The 21,484-nt window shown below is 62.1% G+C and carries 18 protein-coding genes and 1 pseudogene; 4 read left to right on the forward strand and 15 right to left on the reverse strand.

Translation table 11 applies throughout. From position 1 onward, the window contains the following. Positions 1 to 56 precede the first annotated feature (56 nt). The 5 genes from ntrX to dusB all read right to left on the reverse strand — a co-directional run bounded on the left by ntrX (position 57) and on the right by dusB (position 7,438). The gene (ntrX, locus tag QQL76_RS14915) at positions 57 to 1,421 is read right to left on the reverse strand and encodes a sigma-54-dependent transcriptional regulator (RefSeq protein WP_499208287.1); all 1,365 of its coding nucleotides are present in this window, start codon (positions 1,419 to 1,421) and stop codon (positions 57 to 59) included. Then, entirely contained in the window at positions 1,411 to 3,696 is a 2,286-nt protein-coding gene (locus QQL76_RS14920; RefSeq protein WP_499208288.1) for a sensor histidine kinase NtrY-like, read from the reverse strand. The genes ntrX and QQL76_RS14920 overlap by 11 nt, the downstream gene beginning before the upstream one ends. Positions 3,697 to 3,792: 96 nt before the next feature. Further along, positions 3,793 to 5,244 (reverse strand): nitrogen regulation protein NR(I), encoded by a 1,452-nt coding sequence (gene ntrC / locus QQL76_RS14925; RefSeq protein WP_404861825.1) that lies wholly within the window; start codon positions 5,242 to 5,244, stop codon positions 3,793 to 3,795. Continuing rightward, on the reverse strand, positions 5,241 to 6,398 hold the full coding sequence (locus QQL76_RS14930; protein ID WP_499208289.1) for a two-component system sensor histidine kinase NtrB: 1,158 nt from the start codon (positions 6,396 to 6,398) through the stop codon (positions 5,241 to 5,243). Before QQL76_RS14930 ends, ntrC begins: the two co-directional genes overlap by 4 nt. A 14-nt stretch (positions 6,399 to 6,412) precedes the next feature. Further along, on the reverse strand, positions 6,413 to 7,438 hold the full coding sequence (gene dusB, locus QQL76_RS14935) for a tRNA dihydrouridine synthase (RefSeq protein ID WP_499208290.1): 1,026 nt from the start codon (positions 7,436 to 7,438) through the stop codon (positions 6,413 to 6,415). Between the two features lie 180 nt (positions 7,439 to 7,618). On the opposite strand from dusB, the gene QQL76_RS14940 reads away from it, so the two are divergent. Both QQL76_RS14940 and QQL76_RS14945 read left to right on the forward strand, forming a co-directional pair. Next, positions 7,619 to 8,833, forward strand: coding sequence for a bifunctional 2-C-methyl-D-erythritol 4-phosphate cytidylyltransferase IspD/2-C-methyl-D-erythritol 2,4-cyclodiphosphate synthase (locus QQL76_RS14940; protein WP_499208396.1), 1,215 nt, complete (start codon positions 7,619 to 7,621; stop codon positions 8,831 to 8,833). After that, positions 8,814 to 9,284: pseudogene (locus QQL76_RS14945) on the forward strand (CinA family protein); the annotation flags it as partial. The gene QQL76_RS14940 and the pseudogene QQL76_RS14945, both read left to right, overlap by 20 nt. A 22-nt stretch (positions 9,285 to 9,306) precedes the next feature. Here the strand turns inward: QQL76_RS14945 and QQL76_RS14950 are convergent. The 5 genes from QQL76_RS14950 to QQL76_RS14970 all read right to left on the reverse strand — a co-directional run bounded on the left by QQL76_RS14950 (position 9,307) and on the right by QQL76_RS14970 (position 14,049). Next, complete coding sequence (locus QQL76_RS14950; RefSeq protein WP_499208291.1) at positions 9,307 to 9,657, reverse strand: AzlD domain-containing protein; 351 nt, start codon at positions 9,655 to 9,657, stop codon at positions 9,307 to 9,309. Next, positions 9,654 to 10,304 (reverse strand): AzlC family ABC transporter permease, encoded by a 651-nt coding sequence (locus tag QQL76_RS14955; protein WP_404861821.1) that lies wholly within the window; start codon positions 10,302 to 10,304, stop codon positions 9,654 to 9,656. Before QQL76_RS14955 ends, QQL76_RS14950 begins: the two co-directional genes overlap by 4 nt. A gap of 257 nt (positions 10,305 to 10,561) precedes the next feature. Next, positions 10,562 to 13,096: an ATP-dependent Clp protease ATP-binding subunit gene (clpA, locus tag QQL76_RS14960; protein ID WP_499208292.1), complete on the reverse strand. Its 2,535-nt coding sequence runs from the start codon at positions 13,094 to 13,096 to the stop codon at positions 10,562 to 10,564. A 12-nt stretch (positions 13,097 to 13,108) separates the two neighbouring features. Then, positions 13,109 to 13,462 carry an ATP-dependent Clp protease adapter ClpS gene (gene clpS, locus QQL76_RS14965; RefSeq protein WP_126010351.1) on the reverse strand — a complete coding sequence of 118 codons (354 nt, stop codon included), beginning with the start codon at positions 13,460 to 13,462 and terminating at the stop codon, positions 13,109 to 13,111. 257 nt (positions 13,463 to 13,719) lie between these two features. Next, positions 13,720 to 14,049 (reverse strand): phasin family protein, encoded by a 330-nt coding sequence (locus QQL76_RS14970; protein ID WP_126010350.1) that lies wholly within the window; start codon positions 14,047 to 14,049, stop codon positions 13,720 to 13,722. A gap of 297 nt (positions 14,050 to 14,346) precedes the next feature. Here QQL76_RS14970 and QQL76_RS14975 point away from each other — a divergent pair, with 297 nt between their 5' ends. Then, positions 14,347 to 15,813: a D-alanyl-D-alanine carboxypeptidase gene (locus QQL76_RS14975; RefSeq protein ID WP_499208293.1), complete on the forward strand. Its 1,467-nt coding sequence runs from the start codon at positions 14,347 to 14,349 to the stop codon at positions 15,811 to 15,813. A 94-nt stretch (positions 15,814 to 15,907) separates the two neighbouring features. On the opposite strand, the gene QQL76_RS14980 is transcribed toward QQL76_RS14975, so the two are convergent. The 4 genes from QQL76_RS14980 to QQL76_RS14995 form a co-directional block, all read right to left on the reverse strand. Further along, a complete protein-coding gene (locus tag QQL76_RS14980; RefSeq protein ID WP_499208294.1) occupies positions 15,908 to 16,603 on the reverse strand; it encodes a DnaJ domain-containing protein in 696 nt (231 codons plus the stop codon). Position 16,604: 1 nt separating this feature from the next. Continuing rightward, entirely contained in the window at positions 16,605 to 17,348 is a 744-nt protein-coding gene (locus tag QQL76_RS14985) for a VWA domain-containing protein (protein ID WP_499208295.1), read from the reverse strand. A gap of 78 nt (positions 17,349 to 17,426) precedes the next feature. Beyond that, a complete protein-coding gene (locus QQL76_RS14990) occupies positions 17,427 to 17,864 on the reverse strand; it encodes a DUF1489 family protein (protein ID WP_499208296.1) in 438 nt (145 codons plus the stop codon). Positions 17,865 to 17,938: 74 nt separating this feature from the next. Next, the gene (locus tag QQL76_RS14995; protein WP_499208297.1) at positions 17,939 to 19,339 is read right to left on the reverse strand and encodes a serine dehydratase alpha family protein; all 1,401 of its coding nucleotides are present in this window, start codon (positions 19,337 to 19,339) and stop codon (positions 17,939 to 17,941) included. A 624-nt stretch (positions 19,340 to 19,963) separates the two neighbouring features. Between QQL76_RS14995 and QQL76_RS15000 the strand changes: the two genes are divergently transcribed. Beyond that, a complete protein-coding gene (locus QQL76_RS15000) occupies positions 19,964 to 20,683 on the forward strand; it encodes a DUF599 domain-containing protein (RefSeq protein ID WP_499208298.1) in 720 nt (239 codons plus the stop codon). On the opposite strand, the gene QQL76_RS15005 is transcribed toward QQL76_RS15000, so the two are convergent. Then, positions 20,644 to 21,480, reverse strand: a complete 837-nt coding sequence (locus QQL76_RS15005) for an aldo/keto reductase (protein ID WP_499208299.1) — start codon at positions 21,478 to 21,480, stop codon at positions 20,644 to 20,646. The genes QQL76_RS15000 and QQL76_RS15005 overlap by 40 nt on opposite strands. Positions 21,481 to 21,484: the final 4 nt, after the last annotated feature.

Genomic DNA, 21,484 nt, shown 5'->3' on the forward strand with positions numbered 1-21,484 from the left:
GGGAATTTTCAATCGCCAGAGTTAAGGAAGGATGAAGCCCGGTCTGTGGCAGTCCACTAAACGCCCAGCGATTTCAGCTTTCTGTGCAACGCCGAGCGTTCCATGCCGACGAACTCCGATGTCCGCGAGATGTTGCCACCGAACCGGTTGATCTGCGCGATCAGGTAGTCGCGTTCGAACATCTCGCGGGCTTCGCGCAGCGGCAGCGTCATGATGTGGCTGTCGCCGCGGCTCGCCGTCTTCGGCAGCATGTCGCCGATTTCGCCGGGCAGCATGTCAGCCGTGATCGGTTTGTCCGTGCCGTCGTTGCGCGCAAGGATCATCAGTCGCTCGATATTGTTGCGCAACTGCCGGATGTTGCCCGGCCAGTCATGCGCCTGCAGAACGGCCATGGCGTCATCGGCGATCGGTCGCGGCCGGATGCCGGCCTGTTCCGCGATCTGACGCATGAAGACATCGACGAGAAACGGAATATCCTCGCGCCGTTCTGCCAGCGACGGCACCTTGATCGGCACGACCGCCAGGCGATGGAAAAGGTCTTGCCGGAAGAGCCCTTCCGCAATCATCTGCTCGAGGTTGAAGGCGGTGGACGAGATGATGCGCACATCGACCTTCACGCGCTTGGAGCCGCCGACCCGCTCGAACTGCTGGTCGACGAGCACGCGCAGGATCTTGTTCTGCGTCTCGCGCGGCATGTCCGCCACTTCGTCGAGATAGAGGATCCCGCCATGGGCTTCTTCCAGAGCACCGATCTTACGCTCGTAGCCATTGTTGTTTTCGGTGCCGAACAGAGCCATTTCCATGCGCTCCGGCGTGATCGCTGCGGCGTTCATGGCAACGAACGGGCCATTCGCCCGGCTCGAATTGCGGTGGATGAGACGCGCGACCAGTTCCTTTCCCGACCCCGACGGACCGAGGATCATCACGCGGCTGTTGGTGGGCGCCACCTTGTCGATCGTGTTCTTCAACTGCGAGATGGCGATCGACGTCCCGATCAGCTCGACCGGATCGCCGCTCCGACGCTTCAATTCGCTGACTTCGCGCTTGAGCTTCGATGTCTCCAGCGCACGTTCGGCGATGAGGATCAGGCGGTCGCTTTTGAACGGCTTTTCGATGAAATCATAGGCACCGCGCTTGATGGCTGATACGGCGGTCTCGATGTTGCCGTGCCCCGAGATCATCACTACCGGAAGGTCCGGATAGCGCGTCTTGATTTCGTCCAGCAGAGCCAGACCATCCAATTTCGATCCTTGCAGCCAGATGTCCAGGAACACGAGCCGCGGCACGCGGTCGGAAATCGCCTGGATTGCGCTGTCGCTATCGAAAGCGGTGCGTGTTTCGTGTCCTTCGTCGGAGAGGATACCCGCGACCAGTTCGCGGATGTCCTGCTCGTCGTCCACGACCAGAATGTCAGACGCCATGGTGATTGGCCTCCTCAAGCATTGTGCTGTCCCTATCGGTTTCTTTCGCACCCGTGGAAAGGCGCACCCGAACCATCGCGCCACGGCCGGAATCGAAGTCCGGCGGCGCGTCGTGCAGTTCGAGGGAGCCGTCATGGTCCTCGACGATCTTCTTGACGATCGCGAGACCCAAACCGGTGCCCTTCTCACGCATGGTGATGTAGGGCTCCAGAATGCGGTTCCTGTTTTCCATCGGCAGTCCGCGACCGTTGTCGATCACGTCGACGACGATCTGGTCGTCCTCGGTGCGCGCGCGTACCTCGATGCGGCGGCCATCGCGCTCGGCATCTGCGGGCACGGCATCGATCGCTTCGCTGGCATTCTTGATCAGGTTGGAAAATGCCTGGCCAAGCATCCGCGCATCGAAAAGTCCCTGGATCGACCCGCTGTCGGCAACAAGCTTGAAGGAAATGTCGTTCCGGCTGACCTCACGCAGGAAAATGGCATCGCGGAGGATGTTCTTGAGGTCCGCCGGCTCCTTGGTCGGCTTGGGCATGCGAGCAAATGCCGAGAATTCGTCGACCATGCGGCCGATATCTTCCACCTGCCGCACGATCGTGTCCGTGCACTGGTCGAACACTGTGCGGTCGTCCTGATTGATCTGCTTTCCGTAACGTCGCCGGATGCGTTCGGCCGAAAGCTGGATCGGCGTCAGCGGGTTCTTGATCTCGTGCGCGATGCGGCGGGCAACGTCGGCCCAGGCGGTGGAGCGCTGCGCAATGACGAGATCTGTGATGTCGTCCAGCGTCACCACATAGGAGTTCTCGTCGCTGAGCGATTCCTCGCGGGTCACTTGAACGTTCAAGGTGCGCTCCGTGCCGCTGCGGATGACAGTCACCTGCTCGCGCGCTTCCTGGCGCCTGCGCTGCACGGCTTGTGACAGCACGGCGTCGATCTCGGGCGCAATGTCCGCCAGCCGCCGTCCGACAAGAGCGCCGGGGGGCATATTCATCATGATTTCAGCAGACGAATTCGAGATTGCTACTCGGCCGTCCCGGTCGATGCCCATGACCCCTGCCGAGACGCCGGACAGCACCGCTTCGGTAAAGCGGCGGCGCTCATCCATCTCGTCCTTCGCGGACAGGATCTGGTCGCGCTGCGTGCCGATCTGCACGATCATGTTGTTGAACGTGTCCGACAGATGGGCAACGTCGCCGTCCGATCCACGCACTGGCACCTGGACGGAAAGATCGCCCGCCGCCACCTGGTCTGCCGCGCCGATGAGCTGCCGGATCGGCCGCACGATACGGTCGGCAACGGCAATTGCGGTCCAGATCGCCGCAAGCAGCACGATCAGGGCGAAGCCGATATAGAGAATGCCGAAGGCGAGCTGCAGCGGCCCGCGATTGGCCTCCAGCGCCTGGTATTCGGCGATGTTGTCTTCCATCAGCCGCATGGACTGGATGACATCGGGATCGACGGCGCGGATCGTGTAGAGAAACGTGTCCGGGATGTCCTGCAGGCGCATGATCGCACCCACCAGATTGGTGACACCCGGAGGAATGAGCGTCGGACGGCCCTCGCTCGCCGAGCGCAGCGCATCCGGCGGAATGGCCGGCAACGGTCGCTCCGTCTCAATGTCCGCCCGCAAGATGACGGTGCCGTCGTTTCGAACAAGGAACGCACCCAGCAAGCCGCGTCCGGTCGCCTGCCGGGTCAGCAGCACCTGAAAGCCGGTCCGGTCCAGGGAATAGAGCTGTCGTGCATTGTCCAGATCGTTCGCCATCGAAACGGTCTGGCCCTGCAGGTAGCGCGCATTCTCCATCACATAGGCCTCGGCGACATCGAGCGAGGAACTGACGATCGATTGCGTGCGCATCGAGAACCAGCGGTCGAGCCCGATATCGAGCGTGATCGATGCGACGATCGCCACCAGGATGGCCGGCACGATGGCGACGATCGAGAACAGCCCGATAATGCGCACGTGGAGACGCGCAGCCGCCTTCCCGCGGCGACGCGCCTGGAATACGCGGCGGATCTCGTAGGCGATCAAGCCGAGAAGCGCGAGCACGAAGATGAGGTTGACGATGACGGCCGTCATCACGACTTCGTTGCGCGGCGCAATCGGTGTCAGGCCCATCAGGATCACGAACGAGCCGACGGCGCTGATCAGCGCAGTGACGACGACGATCAGACCGGGATTGGCGAGAATGCGGCGGCCTTCGCCCTGCTCGAGCGCCCCCGGCGGAGGGGCGCCGTGACTTTGGCTATCGACTGGAAAAGTGCTGATCGCCATGTCCGCCAGATGGTTGGATGTTCCCCCGCGGCGACTCGGCCGCCGTTGCCTTAGAGCAACGCTTTGTGGCGAAAATGCAACTATCTGGACGGCCGGTCAAGCGCTCCGCTGGCTGCGATAGACGCTGACACCAAGCTCGCGGATCTTCTTGCGCAGCGTGTTCCGGTTGAGGCCGAGAAGCTCTGCAGCGCGGATCTGGTTGCCACGCGTGGCGGTGAGCGCAGCGAGGATGAGCGGAAATTCCATCTCGTGCAGCACGCGATGATAGAGGCCCGGCGGCGGCAGATCTTCGCCATACTGCGCGAAATAGGTGCGCATGTTCTCTTCAACGGCCTGGGCGATCGTGACCGGGCCGGACAACCCCTCAGTGCTGATCGCACTCGCCGGCGCATCGGTGCGCAGTTCGTTGTCGATGATCTCGCGCGTGATCACTTCTTGTGGATAGAGCGCCGTCAGGCGCCGAACCACGTTCTCCAGTTCGCGCACATTGCCCGGCCAAGGATAGGATTTCATGAGCTCGAGCGCATCGCCGTCGAAGCGTTTGGCGTCCAGCCCCTCCTTCTGGCAGAGCTTGACGAAGTGGCGCACCAGATCGGGCACGTCCTCGGCCCGGTCGCGCAGTGCCGGCAAGCGCAGCGGCACGACGTTGAGGCGGTAATAAAGGTCTTCTCTGAAGAGACCCTGGTTGATCGAGGTCTTCAGATCCTTGTTGGTGGCGGCGACGATGCGCACGTCGGTCTTGATCGGCGTCCGGCCACCGACAGTCGTGTACTCGCCCTGCTGCAGGACGCGCAGAAGCCGCGTTTGCGCCTCCATCGGCATGTCGCCGATTTCGTCGAGGAACAGCGTGCCGCCCTCGGCCTGCTCGAAGCGGCCGGTCGACCGGTTATGCGCCCCGGTGAATGCGCCCTTCTCGTGGCCGAACAGTTCCGATTCGATCAGATCGCGCGGGATCGCCGCCATGTTGATGGCAACGAAAGGTCCATTGCGCCGCTTGCCGTAATCGTGCAGCGCGCGGGCGACCAGTTCCTTGCCGGTTCCGGACTCGCCCGTGATCATCAGCGTCAGGTCGGTCTGCATCAACCGCGCAAGCACGCGGTAGATTTCCTGCATGGCAGCGGAGCGACCGACCAGCGGGATGCCATCGTTCTGGTCGGCATCTGCCCGGTCGACGCGCTTTTTGGGCTCGGAAAGTGCTCGCCCGATGATGCCGATCATCTCGGTCAGATCGAACGGCTTCGGCAGATAATCATAGGCACCCTTCTCGGAAGCCTTGATCGCCGTCATGAACGTGTTCTGCGCGCTCATCACGAGCACCGGCAACTCCGGCCGCGCCTTCTTGATGCGTGGCAGAAGGTCGAAGGCGTTCTCATCGGGCATCACCACATCGGTGATGACGAGATCGCCTTCGCCTGCCGAAATCCACCGCCAGAGTGTCGACGCGTTCGACGTGATGCGGACATCATAGCCCGCACGCGTCAGAGCCTGATTGAGCACCGTGCGGATCGCGGCGTCGTCGTCGGCTACCAGAATTGTCGCTGATTTCATGCCTTGGCCTCGGCGTTGTCGTCCGGCCAGAGTGCGGTGCCCTTCGACACCGGCATCAATATGCGGAACACGGTCTTCTTGTTTTGGCTGTCGCACTCCACGATCCCGCCATGGGCGCCCACGATCTTTGCGACCAGTGCAAGGCCGAGCCCCGAGCCGTTGGTTTTTGTGGTGATGAACGGGTCGAAGAGATGCGGCAGCAGATCGTCTGGTACCCCCGGCCCATTGTCGATGACGCAGAATTCCAGCGGAAGCGAAACCTTTTCCCTGGAACCGGGAATAGACAGGCGGATCCCCGGACGGTAGGCAGTGGTGAGCATGATTTCGCCATCGGCCGCATCGCCGATAGCTTCGCTCGCGTTCTTCACCAGATTGAGGAAGACCTGGATCAGCTGATCGCGATTGGCAAAAACGAAGGGAAGCGACGGGTCGTATTGCTCGCTGATGCGGATGTCGCGGGCAAAGCCGGCTACGGCGACAGCCTTCACGTGATCGAGCACGGAGTGAATGTTGACCGGCTGGCGATCCACCGGGCGCTCGTCGGAGAACACTTCCATCCGGTCGACGAGGGAGACGATCCTGTCCGTCTCGTCGCGGATGAGCCTAGTCAGCGCGCGGTCTTCGTCATTGACCGAGCTTTCCAGAAGCTGCGCTGCACCGCGAATGCCCGAAAGCGGGTTTTTGATTTCGTGGGCAAGCATCGAGGCGAGCCCGGTGACGGAGCGTGCCGCGGCCCGGTGCGTCAGCTGCCGGTCGATCTTGTCTGCCATGGTGCGCACCTGCAGCACGATGACGACCGAGTCCTCGTCATCGGCCTCGCCCGAAACCGGTGCGACATAGAGATCGACGAGCTTCTCCCCGCCGAGCTTGGGCGAACTCAGATCCACACGATACTCGTTGATGGGTCCGCGACGCTCACGCACATGGTCGATGAGCGCCAGAAGCGGACTGCCGAACGGAATGTACTGATCGATCGTGTGGCGACGCAAAAGATCGGCGCTCACACCGAAGAAGTTCTCTGCAGCCCAGTTGGCGTAAGAAATGTTGCCTGCGCCGTTCACCATGATGACCGGGTGCTGGATGGTGTTCAAAACATGGGCCGTCACGCCGATGTCGGTCGGAAGATCGGTCGGACCAGCCGAGCTTGCGCTCATCTTTGCGCTCCTCATCAGGCGGCCTCGCCGTAAGCCGATGGCTTTGCCAAATTTTCGCAATTCAGAAACAGCTGCGACAAGGCCGCGATGACGGCTTTCGGATCATGATTGCCCATGACGATGGCCCGCATCTCCGCAGGAACATAGGTACAATGCAGGCCGAGATACCAGCCGAGATGCTTGCGCGCGCAGCGCAGCCCAAGCTCGGTGCCGTAGTGAGCGAGCATCGCCTCATAATGCTCGATGACCACATCGAGAATCTCTACCGCGCTGGATGGAGCAAGCCCGCTTCCCGCAAGCGCACCCGGCAACCATGGCTGGCCCTGCGCCGCACGCCCGACCATCACGGCATCGGCGCCTGAAGCAACCCTGATCGCGTGGCAGTCAGCCATCGTCGCCACATCGCCATTGGCAACCAGCGGTACCGAGATGGCATCCCGCACAGCCCGGATCGCATTCCAGTCGGCACGCCCTTCGTAGAACTGTTCGCGGGTGCGCCCGTGAACCGTGATCATCGCCGCCCCGGCATCTTCTGCCCGCGCTGCGATCTCCGGCGCGTTGATGGAGTTCTCGTCCCAGCCGAGGCGCATCTTGACGGTCACCGGCACGGACACGGCCGCGATCGTGGCGTCGACGAGCGACAACGCATGATCTGGATCGCGCATCAGCGCCGAACCGGAGTAGCCGCCAATGACCTTCTTGGCAGGGCAACCCATGTTGATGTCGATGACATCTGCACCCTCACCTTCCGCTATCCTGGCGGCCTCTGCCATCCAGGAGGCATCGCGGCCGGCAAGCTGAACGACATGCACGACACCGTCTTCCTGCGCCATGCGCCGGCGGGAGTCGCCGCTGTCGCCGACGAGTTCACGGCTAGCGATCATCTCGGTCACGACAAGCCCCGCACCAAAGCGATGCGCCAGCCGCCGAAACGGCAGGTCGGTCACGCCCGACATCGGCGCCAGAACGACGCGGTTGCGCACCGCGACGGAGCCGATCATCCAGGGATCAGAAAGATGGGAGTTCAGTTGAGGCTGCATGCGCAAAGGGCATCCTTTGTAATTGCCTTATTTTTAGACAGATTTCCAGCCGCTGCCAAGGGGCATGGGAAGACTTCTTGGCTGATCGATGGCATTTCACATAGGCTCGCGATAGACCATTCGTATGACGCACACGGCTCGTGTGCATCGCACGCAGAGGTGACTGACTTGACGACTGAAATGGATCGCGTGGCAGCCGTGATCGTGGCGGCCGGCCGAGGTGAACGGGCCGGCGACCCGTCCGAGGGGCCGAAACAGTATCGGCAGATCGGCAGCGCCCCGGTGCTCGCCCATGCCCTTTTGCCATTCATTGCTCATGAACAGATCGAAGACATCGTCGTGGTCATCCATCCGGATGACGAAGATGTGTTCACGCAAACCGTTCAGCCGCATCTTGGCGGCGCCGACATCAAGATCGTCTTCGGCGACAGGACGCGGCAGATGTCGGTGCGCCGCGGGCTCGAATCGCTCTCAGACCGCCGCCCAAGCCATGTCATGATCCATGACGGCGCACGGCCGTTCATCGAACGACCTGTCATCGACCGGGTGGTTGCCGGGCTGAAGGAAGTCGGCGACGCGATTCTGCCAGGCATCGCCGTTGCCGACACGTTGAAATCGACGACGCTCAGCCAGCGCGTGCTCAAGACTGTCCCACGCGACGGGCTCTATGCGGCGCAGACCCCTCAAGGCTTCGCCTATTCAGCGATCCTGGACGCGCATCGTCGCGCGGCGATTTCCGCCGACGACGGTTTCACCGACGACGCATCCATCGCCGAATGGGCAGACATCCCAGTCAGGGTCGTGGAAGGCTCGACACAGAACATCAAATTGACCGTACGTGAGGATATTGCCATGGCCGACCAGAAGCTCAGCGCCAAGGCCGATTATCCCGACGTCCGCACCGGCAACGGCTACGATGTGCACCGGCTCGAGCCCGGCAATGGCGTCACGCTCTGCGGCGTCTTCATCGCCCACGACCAGCGCCTCACCGGCCATTCCGATGCCGATGTCGGCTATCACGCATTGACCGATGCGCTTCTGGCCACGTGCGGCGCAGGAGACATCGGCGACCATTTCCCGCCATCCGACCCGCAGTGGAAAGGCGCACGCTCGAGCATCTTCCTGCAGCACGCGGCCGAGATCGTGCGCAGCCGCGGGGGAACAATCACCAATGCCGATGTTTCTCTCATCTGCGAGGCGCCGAGGATCGGACCGCATCGGGAAGCCATGCGCGCCGCCATGGCCCAGGATCTCGCCGTCGCGATCGAGCGTTGTTCGGTGAAGGCGACGACCAACGAGATGCTTGGCTTCATCGGCCGCGGTGAAGGCATTGCGGCCATCGCCACGGCGACGGTCATTTACGGAGGTTTGAGAGATGGACGCGACAATCGTTGAACTTGCCGCTTCGCTCGTCGAAAAGGCACGCAACGCCAAGGTGATGATCGCAACCGCCGAATCCTGCACCGGTGGACTGATCGCAGGCGCCATCACCGAAGTGCCCGGCTCATCCGATATTTTCGACCGGGGCTTCGTCACCTATTCGAACGACGCCAAGATGAAGATGCTGGGCGTCAAAGCAGAGACCTTGTCGACATACGGGGCTGTCTCGGCTGAAACTGCCCGGGAAATGGCCTTCGGCGCGCTCGCGAATTCCAATGCCGACTTTGCCGTTGCAGTCACCGGCATCGCCGGACCTGCGGGCGGGACACCGGAGAAGCCGGTGGGGCTCGTTTACATCGGCGTCGCCGAACTCGACGGGAAGACACAGGTTGCCGAGCAGCGCTTCGGCGATGTCGGCCGAGGGGCCGTACGGCAGGCCACTCTGGAGGCGGCGCTGCGGGCTTTGACGCTCGAAATTCACTGACCGATCAGGCTGCAAAGAAAATTCCGAGCAGCAGAAGCGCTTCACCGACTAGGATCCCGACAAGGATCCGGTGGCCGGAAAGGAGATAAGTCACGAAGCCGGCTGCTGCAGCCCCAACACGCAAGATTGCCGGAACATCTGCAAGTGCACCGGACGGTGAGACGATGAGGTTGGCGATCACGGCCGCCACCAGCGCGGTCGCAATGCACCGGACCAGGACAAGGATGTCGGCATCATCGGAGAGTTGGCCCCCGAGATAGACGCCGAGGAAACGCCAGCTGTCCGTTGCAAGCCAGCCCGCCACGAGAATGAAGAGATAAGGCCACCACCAGGCATCAATCGCGCCGAAGCTCATGGGTTCACGCCCTTCTTCCGACGGCTGTAGCGGTGAAAACCATAGGCCGCAAAGCCGCCCACCAGCCCGGTGGCGAGAAGCGCGAAATCGGGCGTCACCATCGCCATTACCGGGCCGAGCAAAAGGCCAAGTACCATGGCGACATGCCCTGCCCGCTCGCGCGCCGATCCCCAGAGCGAGGTGAGGAAATAGAGCGGCGTCAGAAAGAACAGGGCGGCAGAGACGCTCGGCGGCAGCACGTCCGCCACCATGTAGACCGCAGCCACCACCATCATGTTCAGAAGAATGAGCGACGCGCCGAGGCCGCCATACCAGGCGGTGCGGAAGTCTCGCGGGATCGAGCGCACTTCCTGCATGGCGAGCACCCAGGACGTGACGGCGACGAAATGCGCGAGCATGTATAGCACCCACCGACGTGTGCGCGGCCCGCGAATTTCCGGCACCAGCGCAACGACCATGGGACCCAGCCGAATCGACGAGAGCGCTACGGCGAATGTCGCTGCAGCAATGCCATTACCAGCCGCGATGGCGCCGACGAGCACGACCTTGGCAGGCAGCGCCCAGACGACGGCCGTCATGAAAACAGCATGGGCCATCGACAGCCCCGACTCCACCGCGAGCGCGGCAAAGCCGATGAAGCTCGACATCAAAATCAATGCTGGGATAGAAAATGCCGCCCCGATCCCACGCAGCAACCACCGCAAATGGGTGTCATCGGGACCTGGGATGGGCTCTGCGGGGTTTTGTGAAGGGTCATTCTGCAGCATCGAAGCCGGCGATAGCACAGCCGTCCGCACGAAGGAATAAAAAGATCAGGCTGCCTTAGCGTCTAATCTCGCTGACGTAACGAGAAAGGCCCGGCTGGAGACCAGCCGGGCCCTCGATCATTGAGGCGAAGCGGAATTTACTTGCGGCGCGGAACCTTCGGCACGGAGCTGCCTGACTTGCGGCTTGCCTGATCGGACCGCTCGGCGACCGCAACGTCGCCACCCGTGTCGGCTGCGGGACCGCCGTCTGGCATGGACCCGTCGTCTGGCCGTTCGGTGGACCGCTTCGGAGCCCGCGCCTTAGCTGCGGCAGGCTTCGGCTTCGCAGCCTTTTTCGCCGCCGGCTTGCGCGCTGGCTTGACCGGCACCTCGTCGGGGATCGCATCGAGCTTGAGGCCAGTCTTGCCGCCTTCCTTCGTCTCGACGGTCACCTTGACCGTGCCGCCCTTCTTGAGCTTGCCGAAGAGAACCTCGTTGGCGAGTTCCTTCTTGATGTGCTCCTGGATGACGCGGCCGAGCGGACGGGCACCCATGTTCTCATCATAGCCCTTCTCGGCGAGCCAAGCGATTGCGTCCTTGGACAGATCGAAGGTCACGCCACGTTCGGCCAGCTGGGCCTCGAGCTGCATGACGAACTTCTGTACCACCTGGTGGATCACCGGCGTCGGCAGCGAGCCGAACGGGATGATCGCGTCGAGACGGTTGCGGAATTCCGGCGTGAAGAGCCGGTTGATCGCTTCCGTGTCTTCGCCGGTCCGCTTGGCAGAACCGAAGCCGATCGCAGCCTTCTGCATGTCCGAAGCGCCCGCATTGGTCGTCATGATCAAGATGACGTTGCGGAAGTCGATCTGCTTGCCGTTGTGATCGGTGAGCTTGCCGTGATCCATGACCTGCAACAGGATGTTGAACAGATCCGGATGGGCCTTCTCGATCTCATCGAGCAGCAGCACGCAATGCGGATGCTGGTCGATGCCGTCGGTCAGGAGACCACCCTGGTCGAAGCCGACATAGCCGGGAGGTGCACCGAGCAGACGCGAAACCGTGTGCCGCTCCATGTATTCCGACATGTCGAAGCGCAGAAGCTCGACGCCGAGCGACTTTGCCAGTTGCTTGGCCACTTCCGTCTTGCCGACGCCCGTCGGGCCGGAGAACAGATAGCTGCCGATCGGCTTGTCCGGTTCCCGCAGGCCCGCACGTGCCAGCTTGATGGCCGATGACAGCGCGTCGATCGCGGTATCCTGGCCATAAACGACCGTGCGAAGCTCTTTTTCGAGATTGGCGAGTACCTGCTCGTCGTTCTGGGACACGTTCTTCGGAGGAATTCGGGCCATTGTCGCGATGGTGGCTTCGATCTCCTTCTCCGTCACGGTCTTCCGACGCTTGTTGGCCGGCAGCAGCATCTGCGACGCACCGGTCTCGTCGATCACGTCGATCGCCTTGTCCGGCAGCTTTCGGTCGTTGATGTAGCGCGCCGACAGCTCAACGGCCGACTTGATCGCCTGATCGGTGAACTTGATCTTGTGATAGTCCTCGTAATAGGGCTTCAGGCCCTTGAGAATCTTCACCGCGTCTTCGACGGAAGGCTCCTTCACGTCGATCTTCTGGAAGCGCCGTACCAAGGCACGGTCCTTCTCGAAGAACTGACGATATTCCTTATACGTCGTCGAGCCGATGCACCGGATCAGGCCGGAGGACAAGGCCGGCTTCAGAAGGTTCGAAGCGTCCATCGCGCCGCCGGAAGTCGCGCCGGCGCCGATCACTGTATGGATCTCGTCGATGAAGAGCACGGCTCCCGGTGTGTCCTCGAGCTCCTTGACGACCTGCTTCAGGCGCTCTTCGAAATCGCCACGGTACCGCGTGCCCGCAAGCAGCGTGCCCATGTCGAGCGAGAAGATGGTCGCGTCCAGAAGCACTTCCGGCACTTCCTTCTCGACGATGCGCTTGGCAAGCCCCTCGGCGATGGCGGTCTTGCCGACGCCCGGATCACCCACATAAAGCGGGTTGTTCTTAGACCGGCGGCAAAGCACTTGGATGGTGCGGTTGACCTCGTCCTGCCTGCCGATCAGCGGATCGACGCGGCCCTTCTTGGCCTTCTCGTTCAGGTTGACGCAGTAGGCGGTCAGCGCGTCCTGCGCCTTCTTCTTGCCGCCCTCGTCCTGGTCGGAACCGGCATTCGGACCGCCCTCCTCCTGCTCGTCCGCGCCGGAGACCGGACGTGCCTCGGAAGCGCCGGGACGCTTGGCGATACCATGCGAGATGAAGTTCACCGCATCGTAGCGCGTCATCTCCTGCTCCTGCAGGAAATAGGCGGCGTGGCTTTCGCGCTCGGCAAAGATCGCGACCAGCACGTTGGCGCCGGTCACTTCCTCGCGACCGGATGATTGCACGTGGATGACCGCGCGCTGGATGACGCGCTGGAAGCCGGATGTAGGTTTGGAATCCTCGTCATACCCGGTGACGAGGTTCTGCAGCTCGTTGTCGACATATTGCGTCACGATCGAGCGCAGTTGGTCGAGATTGACGTTGCAGGCACCCATGACGGCGGCCGCATCGGCGTCGTCGATCAGGGCCAGCAACAGATGTTCGAGCGTCGCATATTCGTGGTGGCGCTCGTTTGCCAGTGTAAGTGCCTGGTGCAGTGCCTTTTCAAGGCTGGAAGAAAATGTCGGCACGCTATCGGTTCCTTATTTCTTTTCCATCACGCATTGCAGCGGGTGCTGGTTCTGACGTGCGAAATCCATGACCTGCGTCACCTTGGTCTCGGCCACCTCGTAGGTGAACACACCGCATTCGCCGACACCATGATTGTGAACATGCAGCATGATGATCGTGGCGGCTTCACGGTCCTTTTGAAAGAACCGCTCGAGCACGTGGATGACGAACTCCATGGGCGTGTAGTCGTCGTTGATCAGGAGGACCCGGTAGAGGCTCGGTTTTTTGACCTTGGGTTTGGTGCGCGTGATCACCGAAGTCCCGCGCCCGGGTCCATCGCCGTTCTTGTCGTTTCCGCCTTGCGAGCGAACAGGCCAAGCGTGCATCTTGAGAAGTCACCTCATTCATCGGATCGACGCACCCGCCGTGCGCCGCCCTCGATCATCCTAAGCGTAATCTAAGTCTTCGCCACTGCATTTTAAGCCCCCCGCCCTGCCGTTTCATCACATTCGCTGCGATGGGCTCAGGATGGCGGGCACAAAAAAACCCGGCCGGGCCGCTGCGATCAGCGGTCTGGCCGGGTGCTTGTCGTCGACCCACCGCCCGTCCGACAGGGCAACGTGGGTTTGTCAGCCTTTGGCGCTTAGTTGGCAGCCTTGCCCATGGAGCGCTCGAACGGCTTGTAGACGTCCTTGGCGAGATCGGCATAGATTTCACCCATCTTCGTTGCCTGCTGGACGAAGGCTTCGTAGGACGACTTGGCGTAGTCGGTCTGGATTTCGAAGACCTTTTCCATCGACTTGGCAGCCGACAGCTTCTCGACCATCGCAGCGCTGTGCTCGAAAGACTTCTTGGAGTAGTCGGCAGCTTCCGAAGCGATGGTCTGCATGCCCGTCGCCATGGTCGAATAGCTCTTCAGCATCGTGTCCATGGTGTCTTTACCGGCCTTGTTGGCATCATCGAAATTCAACATATCGCACTCACCTTCTGGGTTGGTCGCGCAGGTATGATCTCACGCATCTTGCATGGGGCCGCATTCATAAGTGCACTGCAGCACGAGGTCAAGTTTTCTGGTGCATTGCAGCATGGCCGTCTCCAAATGGTCGGATTTGCCCGCTTTGGGTCAAATGCGAACCGGGGGATTCAGACTTTGTCCATCATAAACCAGTTGGTAACGATGCCGCCATTATGGTCTTGGCAACGGTGGCTGATGTGGGGGCTCGGCTGCCGGAAGCAATTCAATACTGCGTCGCGTATCAAGAGTTAGCCCGTGATCTATATCGCAGAAGGCATCGCCGGCCGTAAAACGGGCGAAAACCTCGCTATCGCCACGAGACTCCTCTTCACCGCATTGGTCATCTTGATTGTTGCAGCCGCTTCGCCGGCTGCCGCCAATCCCAAATATGCGGGCATCGTCATCGATGCGCGTACGGGGAAGACCCTTTATGCGGCCAATGCCGACGCGCCACGCTATCCGGCGTCGCTCACCAAGATGATGACCATGTATCTCGCCTTCGAGGCGATAGATGCTGGCCGCGTCACCAAGGAGAGCCGCATTCCCGTTTCACGGAAGGCCGCTGCCGAGCCGCCATCCAAGATCGGCATCCGTTCCGGCACGACGATCACCGTCGAGCAGGCGATGCGCGCCCTCGTCACCCGCTCCGCCAACGACGCGGCGACGGCGCTCGGCGAATTCCTCGGCGGCTCCGAGTCGCGCTTTGCCGAACTGATGACTCAGAAGGCCCGTCAACTCGGCATGTCCAAGACGACCTTCCGCAATGCCCACGGGCTGCCGAACTCGCAGCAGGTGACGACGGCCCGCGACATGGCCCGCCTCGGCATCGCGCTGCGGGAGCATTTCCCGCACCACTACCACTATTTCTCGACCCGCTCGTTCCAGTTCGGCGGCGCCACCTTCGGTAACCACAACCGTCTCCTTGGCAATGTGCGCGGCGTCGACGGCATCAAGACCGGCTTCATCAACGCGTCGGGCTTCAACCTCGTCTCTTCCGTCAACGACAATGACCGCCTCGTCGTCGCCGTCGTCATGGGCGGACGCACCGGCGCAAGCCGCGACGCACAGATGCGCAAGCTGATCGCCGAATATCTGCCGCAGGCAACACGTGGCGGCGGTGGCAACCTGATCGCCCGCTCCGGCGCATCGCCGGTTCTCGCGGCAAGTGCGTGGGCTCTGCCCGAGCGCGGCCCGGTACCGGTCTTCCGCGACCCGATCGACATGCGCGTGGCAACGGCCTATGCGGCACCTGCTCCGGCTTCGGCCCAGGCGGCTATTGCCGCAGCCTTCCCCGTGCCGAACGAGCGTCCGGTGGTCGGTCGCGAGGCGCTGGCCCAGGTTCTTCGTGAGCAGCAGGCGTCCGTGCCCACCCCGCCAGCCCCCATTGTAGGCCAGGAGATGGGCTCGTCCGAAATCGACGCCGTCACGACCGCAAGCACCGCTGCAGAAGTCGCAACCGCCTCTGCCGCCGTGCCGAGCGGCTGGGTCGTCCAGGTTGCCGCCATGCCCGATGCGTCCGAAGCAATGGCCTACCTTCAGAATGCGCAGCGCAAGGCGGGTGGCCCGATCTCTTCGGCGACACCGTTCACCGTTGCCTTCCAGGATGGCGGCTCCACCCTGCACCGCGCCCGCTTCGGTGGCTTTGCCGGCAAGAACGACGCCTGGGCCGCCTGCGAGAGCCTGAAGCGCTCCGGCTACGGTTGCTGGGCCACGCAGCAGTAAGGCTGCCACCAATCAAGCCGCGCGGACGCATGTGTATCAGGCCGCGCGGTCGAGTTTTCGAGATCCACCCCTGTTTGTATTGAGTTGATGGGGATCAGCGATGACGACGCAAGAGAATATCCTTGGCTTCATTGAGGCGCGCAGCAAGAAAGACCGAGCCGCCCGTGTCCGGATGAACCCGCTTCATGAGGCTGCGATGCGCCTGGCGGATTTCGGCTTCACTCGCACCCGGACGAAGACCAAGGACCTCGTAGGCCTCCTTCTCTGTCATGGCGCCCGTGCCTGGCGCAGCTCCCAGCCCGTCGTCCGCGTCCGCCTCAGCGTCGCCTCGCCAGCTGGGTATGCGGCGGTCAAGATACGCCTCTAGGAGCTGCCGGCTTTCCTCGTCGCTGAGCAGAGCTTCGTGCAGGGTGAGCAGTTCGGTCTCGTCGAGCGAAGCGAGATCGGCGCCCTCGAACGGGCCGGCAAGCACCAGGCCGTTCATGTCTCCGGTATCGAGATCGAGCTCCATCTCCAGCGCTGCGCTGCGCACCGTCGAATAGCGCCCCGGCTCCGACTGCACCGTCGTCGACCGGCCGAGCCTGCCGAACATGGCTGCAGACAAGCCGATCAGCGTCATTCCGACCCCTGCCCGACCCACCAGGGTCAGTACGAGACCGAAGAGCGCCAGAAGGCTGGGGCCCGCGTATTTCAGTCCGAAAGCGAGATGCCTAGGGTTCGCTCTCGTGAAGGCGAAGCCGAGCGCTGACAGAACCAGCAGCGCCAGGACGATGTAGAACAGCACCGCCATCCTATGTGCCCTGCCGCCCACCGGGCAGCTGCGACAACAAAAGCTGCGAACCCCGGCTCTTCGATGCCTTGAGCGCCTTCAGCCCGCCGGATGCATAGGTGGCCACGGCTTTGAGCAATTCGGCCAATTCGCCGGCAGCGTTTTCGTCGAAGCGGATATGTGCACCACCCGACAATCGCGCCATTTCCTTGAAGGCCGTCTCGGCTACGCTGTTGCGTCCTTCCTGAAACAGGAACAGCGGCACCTTGCGCAGCCCCAGTTCGCCGGCCTTGTGGCACAGCGCATCGATATCTTCTTCCATCGCGTCACCGATATAAACGGCAGCGCTGACGGGCTTCTTGACCGTCTCGTCGCGAATGTGGCTGAGCACCTTGCCGATCTGCGTCTGGCCGCCCCGGCAGTCGATCTTCGTCATCAGGTCGCGGAGGCTGCGCGTATCCGATACCCAGCGCGAGGCGCGGCATTCGTCATAGCCGCGGAAATAAACCAGCTGCACCGCCAGATTGCCCGCGGCTCCCACGGCGCCGAACATCTCACCCTGAAGCTGACAGGCCGCATCCCAGGTCGGTTGCCGGCTCATGGTGGCGTCGAGGGCAAAGACGAGGCGTCCGCCGCCCGCCTGCGGCTTGATGGCGCGTGCCGCGGCCAGGAAGCCGCTGATGGCACTCTTGGCCGAAACGGCTGCACCTTCGCCTTGCCGTGTCAACGGCCGGTTGGCTGTGCGATCCTTGTCCTTATCGGTCATGATGGGTGCAAATCCTTCTCATCAACCGAATCTGGCGTCTTGAGCCGCAAACACAAGAGCGCCACGGGCGCGCAGAGCTTAGAGGAGACCGAGCGAAGCGAGTTCCTGCCGCATTTCCATCGGCATGTCTGCGATCTCCGCGCCGGCGGATCCCAGGTCGGCAGGTGCATCGGCAGAAACGAGATATCGCCAGCCCTGAAATGGCCGGCGCGGCTGCCAGTTGGTGGCGATCAGCTCGGGATGCAGAACGAGATTGCAGCGCGAAATGCCCTCACCGTCGACGAAGGGCCGGATGTCCTTCAGGCGCTGGCGCACCTGCACGTTGCCCTTGATCACCCAGTAAAGCGAACCACCATCTAGCAGTTCGTCCATCCGCTTGGGCAGCATGCGCGTGGTGTGAAACTGCTCGGGCTCGAGCCCCTGAGCACGCATGGTGGAAAAGCGCCACTCGATATGGGCTGCCAGATCCTCGATGCTTTCCGCACCCACGCACAGTTTCAAAAGATGGAGAGCCATCGCCCCCGACTAGTTAAAAACCGTGGCCGATGGAAGGCCCGCCGGCTTTTCCACAGCCGGCAGGCGTACCGCGATCAGCACTCCACGACATTGACCGCGAGACCGCCGGTGCTGGTCTCCTTGTAGCGTTCGTTCATGTCGAGCCCGGTCTGGCGCATCGTTTCCACACACGCGTCGAGCGAGACGAAATGCGTGCCGTCCCCCTTCATGGCGAGCGACGCGGCGGTCACGGCCTTCACGGCGCCGAGCGCATTGCGCTCGATGCAAGGCACCTGCACCAGGCCGCCGACCGGATCGCAGGTCATGCCGAGGTGATGTTCCAGCGCGATCTCGGCGGCATTTTCCACCTGTGCCGGCGTTGCGCCCATGAGCGCGGCAAGGCCCGCCGCGGCCATCGCGGCAGCCGAACCGACTTCGCCTTGACAGCCTACTTCGGCCCCGGAGATGGAAGCGTTGTGCTTGATCAGCCCGCCGATCGCCGCTGCCGTCAGCAGGTAATCGCGAATGGAGCGAGGGTCGGCGTCATTGTGGAATTTGAGATAGTAGCGAATGGTCGCAGGAATCACTCCGGCAGCGCCGTTGGTCGGTGCCGTGACGACTCGGCCGCCCGACGCGTTCTCCTCGTTGACGGCCATGGCGAAGACGGACAGCCAGTCATTGGCAAGCAGCGGGTTGACCGTGTTGCGCTGCCAGTCGTCCTCGAGTTTCTGATGGATCGCACGCGCCCGGCGCTTCACCTTCAGTCCACCCGGCATGATGCCGTCCTGACCGAGCCCGCGCTCGATACAGCCATCCATCGCCATCCAGATGCGATCCAGACCTTGATCGAGCTCGGCTGCGTCCACCAACGTCTCTTCGTTGGCTCGCTTCATCTCCGCGATGTTGAGGCCGGAGTGCGACGCCATCTCCAGCATCTCGTTCGCCGTCGCGAATGGAAACGGTACCGGTCGATTCGACGTAGAAGGCCTCGCGCGATCCTTCGCCGCAAGTTCCTCTTCCGAAAGCACGAAACCGCCGCCGATCGAATAGTAGACGCGCCGCAGCAGCACCCGGTCGTCGCGGTCGAGCGCCAGGAACGCCATCCCGTTCGCATGACCCGCCAAGGGCTGCTTGCGATCGAAGATCAGGTCCTGGGCGGGATCGAACGCATAGGTCGGATGCCCGGCCGGCTCGATTATCTTCTTCCGTTCGACATCGTCGATGATGGCGTCCATGCGGTCCGGATCGACCTGATCCGGTGTTTCGCCGGTCAGACCAAGTATGACCGCCCGCCCTGTGCCGTGTCCGATACCCGTGAAGGCCAGCGATCCGTGCAGGCTCACTCTTATGCGCGCGACCTGCGCCGAACTGGGCCGCGGCCAATCGCCATGCAAGATTTCGTCGAGAAAGCGCACCGCTGCCGACATCGGCCCCATCGTGTGGGAGCTCGATGGGCCGACGCCGATCTTGAACACGTCGAAGACGGAGAGAAACATGGGCGCGCGGTCCTTGATGAGACGACCACCCTAACCCGATCGAGGTCGGGCGCAACATCCAGGAGCGGCATCGCAGTCGCCGGTTCGCGGCATCCGGCACAATCGGCGGCCCTACAACGCAAAAAAGCGCGGGATCACCCGCGCTTTTAGAGATTTTGGTCTTTCCTGGTGGCTGTTAGATGCCGCCGAACAGATAGGCCAACACCAGAATTCCGGCAAAACCGACCACTGCACGTGCCGTGAAGGCCCAGCAGGACTTTTGAGCGGTCTCTTCCATCATGACTCCACTTGATGCCCCGATATCGTAGGGAACGGTTGTTGTTCTTGTCTCGCTCCTGAAGGCCGTCATCTACAGAACCCTTTCAGACTTCGCAACTGCGAAATATGGCCACTTCTGGGCACAATCTCGCATGGCACCTGTGAACAATTCGCACCCCACGCTGCCATTCAAGGGGTCGCTTGGTTAACAAACGGTTAAATAGACCGTTAAACTTGGCCCCATTTTCACCGCATGCGTGAAGATTTGGTTGCCAGCTCAAACGCAGGCTGCCGCATTTGGTTGCGTCATGTATTGAGCTCAAGGCATGGTGCCTCGATCTCTTCAACTCCATGGAATGCCTGCTGATGACCTCTCTGGATGGCGCCGCCATCGTCCTGTTTCTCCTGTCCTGGGCGCTGTTCGCATGGCTGACGGACGGCGCGCGGCGCTTTGACCGGCAGAGTTTGACACGCTTGATGAACCGTCACCGGGCGCTCTGGATCCGTAACAGCCTGAAGCGGGATTTGCGGATGATCGACACGCAGATCATCGCTGGCCTGCAAAACGGTACGGCCTTTTTTGCCTCAACGGCAATAATCGCGATCGGTGGCTGCTTTGCCCTACTCGGCGCAACCGATCAGGTGCTGCGCGTCTATGCGGACCTGCCGATTTCGATTCCCGGTGGCAGAGCGGCGTTCGAGCTGAAGGTCGTCGGCCTCATCACCATTTTCGGCCACGCCTTCTTCAAGTTCGGCTGGTCCTACCGTCTCTTCAACTACGCGTCGATTCTCTACGGTGCCTTGCCGATGCGCGATGAACTTGAACGCGCACCAGAGCGCTCCGAACGACTGGTCGAAAGCGCCATCATGATGAACGTGCTGGCAGGCCGGCATTTCAACGCCGGCCTGCGCTCGATCTTCCTGTCGATCGGCTATCTCGGCTGGTTCATCGGACCGGTAGTCTTCATGGCGAGCACGCTGCTCGTCCTGTCGGTCCTGGTGCACCGCCAGTTCTTCTCGGCGGCGCGCCAGGTTCTGGCTGACAATCAGGCTGCGACGGAATCCCACTCAGGCGAGAAATCGTAGTCGCAGATCCGGTGGTTGGCGGATCGCAGAGCCGAGATCGCTGCCATTTCGGCGTCGGTGAGCTCGAAGTCGAAGATATCCGCATTCTGAGGCAGCCGACCTGGCTTGGACGTGCGCGGAATCGCCACCACGCCATCCTGCTGGACATGCCAGCGTAGCACGATCTGCGCCGGCGATTTGCCATGCGCTTCCGCCGCCGCCGCCACGGGGGCTGCTTCGAACACGTCACCGCCACGCCCGAGCGGGCAATAGGAAGTCATGGCCATGCCGCGCGCCCGGCAGGCCGCATGCACCTTCGACTGGTCGAGCATCGGGTGATATTCGACCTGATTGCACACGAGCGGCTCGTCCGTCAGCGCCCAGGCTTCGTCGAGCAACTTCGTTGTAAAATTCGATACACCGATGTGGCGCGTCAGCCCCTGCTTCTTGACCCGGTTGAGGGATGCGATCGAGTCTGCGAGCGGAATCTGCGGGTTCGGCCAGTGAATGAGGAGCAGGTCCAGATGGTCCACGCCAAGCCGCTTCAGGCTCGCCTCTGCAGCACGCTCGAGCGCGCCCGCGCCGATATCGGTGTACCAGACCTTGCTGGTCAGGAAGATGTCGTCCCTTGCCACACCGCCTGCACGGATGCCCTCTCCGACGGCTTCCTCGTTGTCGTACATGATGGCGGTGTCGATATGGCGGTAACCTGCGTCGAGCGCGGCATGCACCATCTCGACGCAATCATCGCCCTTCAAGGTCCAGGTGCCGAGCCCCAGCACGGGAATGTGTGCGCCATGGGCGGATACGGTCTTCATCAAG

The sequence above is a fragment of the Rhizobium albus genome (genome assembly GCA_030160035.1).
GTDB classification, from domain to species: Bacteria; Pseudomonadota; Alphaproteobacteria; order Rhizobiales; family Rhizobiaceae; genus Georhizobium; species Georhizobium albus.

What these genes read in the sequence shown, in the direction of transcription:
- QQL76_RS14950 (WP_499208291.1), bottom strand. Translation starts at nt 9,657, where the DNA reads ATGAGCTTCGGCGCGATTGATGCCTGGTGGTGGCCTTATCTCTTCATT.
- QQL76_RS15000 (WP_499208298.1), top strand. Translation starts at nt 19,964, where the DNA reads ATGACCTCTCTGGATGGCGCCGCCATCGTCCTGTTTCTCCTGTCCTGG.
- dusB (WP_499208290.1), bottom strand. Translation starts at nt 7,438, where the DNA reads ATGCAGCCTCAACTGAACTCCCATCTTTCTGATCCCTGGATGATCGGC.
- QQL76_RS14970 (WP_126010350.1), bottom strand. Translation starts at nt 14,049, where the DNA reads ATGTTGAATTTCGATGATGCCAACAAGGCCGGTAAAGACACCATGGAC.
- QQL76_RS14940 (WP_499208396.1), top strand. Translation starts at nt 7,619, where the DNA reads ATGGATCGCGTGGCAGCCGTGATCGTGGCGGCCGGCCGAGGTGAACGG.
- QQL76_RS14985 (WP_499208295.1), bottom strand. Translation starts at nt 17,348, where the DNA reads ATGACCGATAAGGACAAGGATCGCACAGCCAACCGGCCGTTGACACGG.
- QQL76_RS14995 (WP_499208297.1), bottom strand. Translation starts at nt 19,339, where the DNA reads ATGTTTCTCTCCGTCTTCGACGTGTTCAAGATCGGCGTCGGCCCATCG.
- QQL76_RS14920 (WP_499208288.1), bottom strand. Translation starts at nt 3,696, where the DNA reads ATGGCGATCAGCACTTTTCCAGTCGATAGCCAAAGTCACGGCGCCCCT.
- QQL76_RS14955 (WP_404861821.1), bottom strand. Translation starts at nt 10,304, where the DNA reads ATGTCGAGCTTCATCGGCTTTGCCGCGCTCGCGGTGGAGTCGGGGCTG.
- clpS (WP_126010351.1), bottom strand. Translation starts at nt 13,462, where the DNA reads ATGCACGCTTGGCCTGTTCGCTCGCAAGGCGGAAACGACAAGAACGGC.
- QQL76_RS15005 (WP_499208299.1), bottom strand. Translation starts at nt 21,480, where the DNA reads ATGAAGACCGTATCCGCCCATGGCGCACACATTCCCGTGCTGGGGCTC.
- QQL76_RS14980 (WP_499208294.1), bottom strand. Translation starts at nt 16,603, where the DNA reads ATGGCGGTGCTGTTCTACATCGTCCTGGCGCTGCTGGTTCTGTCAGCG.
- ntrC (WP_404861825.1), bottom strand. Translation starts at nt 5,244, where the DNA reads ATGAAATCAGCGACAATTCTGGTAGCCGACGACGACGCCGCGATCCGC.
- ntrX (WP_499208287.1), bottom strand. Translation starts at nt 1,421, where the DNA reads ATGGCGTCTGACATTCTGGTCGTGGACGACGAGCAGGACATCCGCGAA.
- QQL76_RS14930 (WP_499208289.1), bottom strand. Translation starts at nt 6,398, where the DNA reads ATGAGCGCAAGCTCGGCTGGTCCGACCGATCTTCCGACCGACATCGGC.
- QQL76_RS14990 (WP_499208296.1), bottom strand. Translation starts at nt 17,864, where the DNA reads ATGGCTCTCCATCTTTTGAAACTGTGCGTGGGTGCGGAAAGCATCGAG.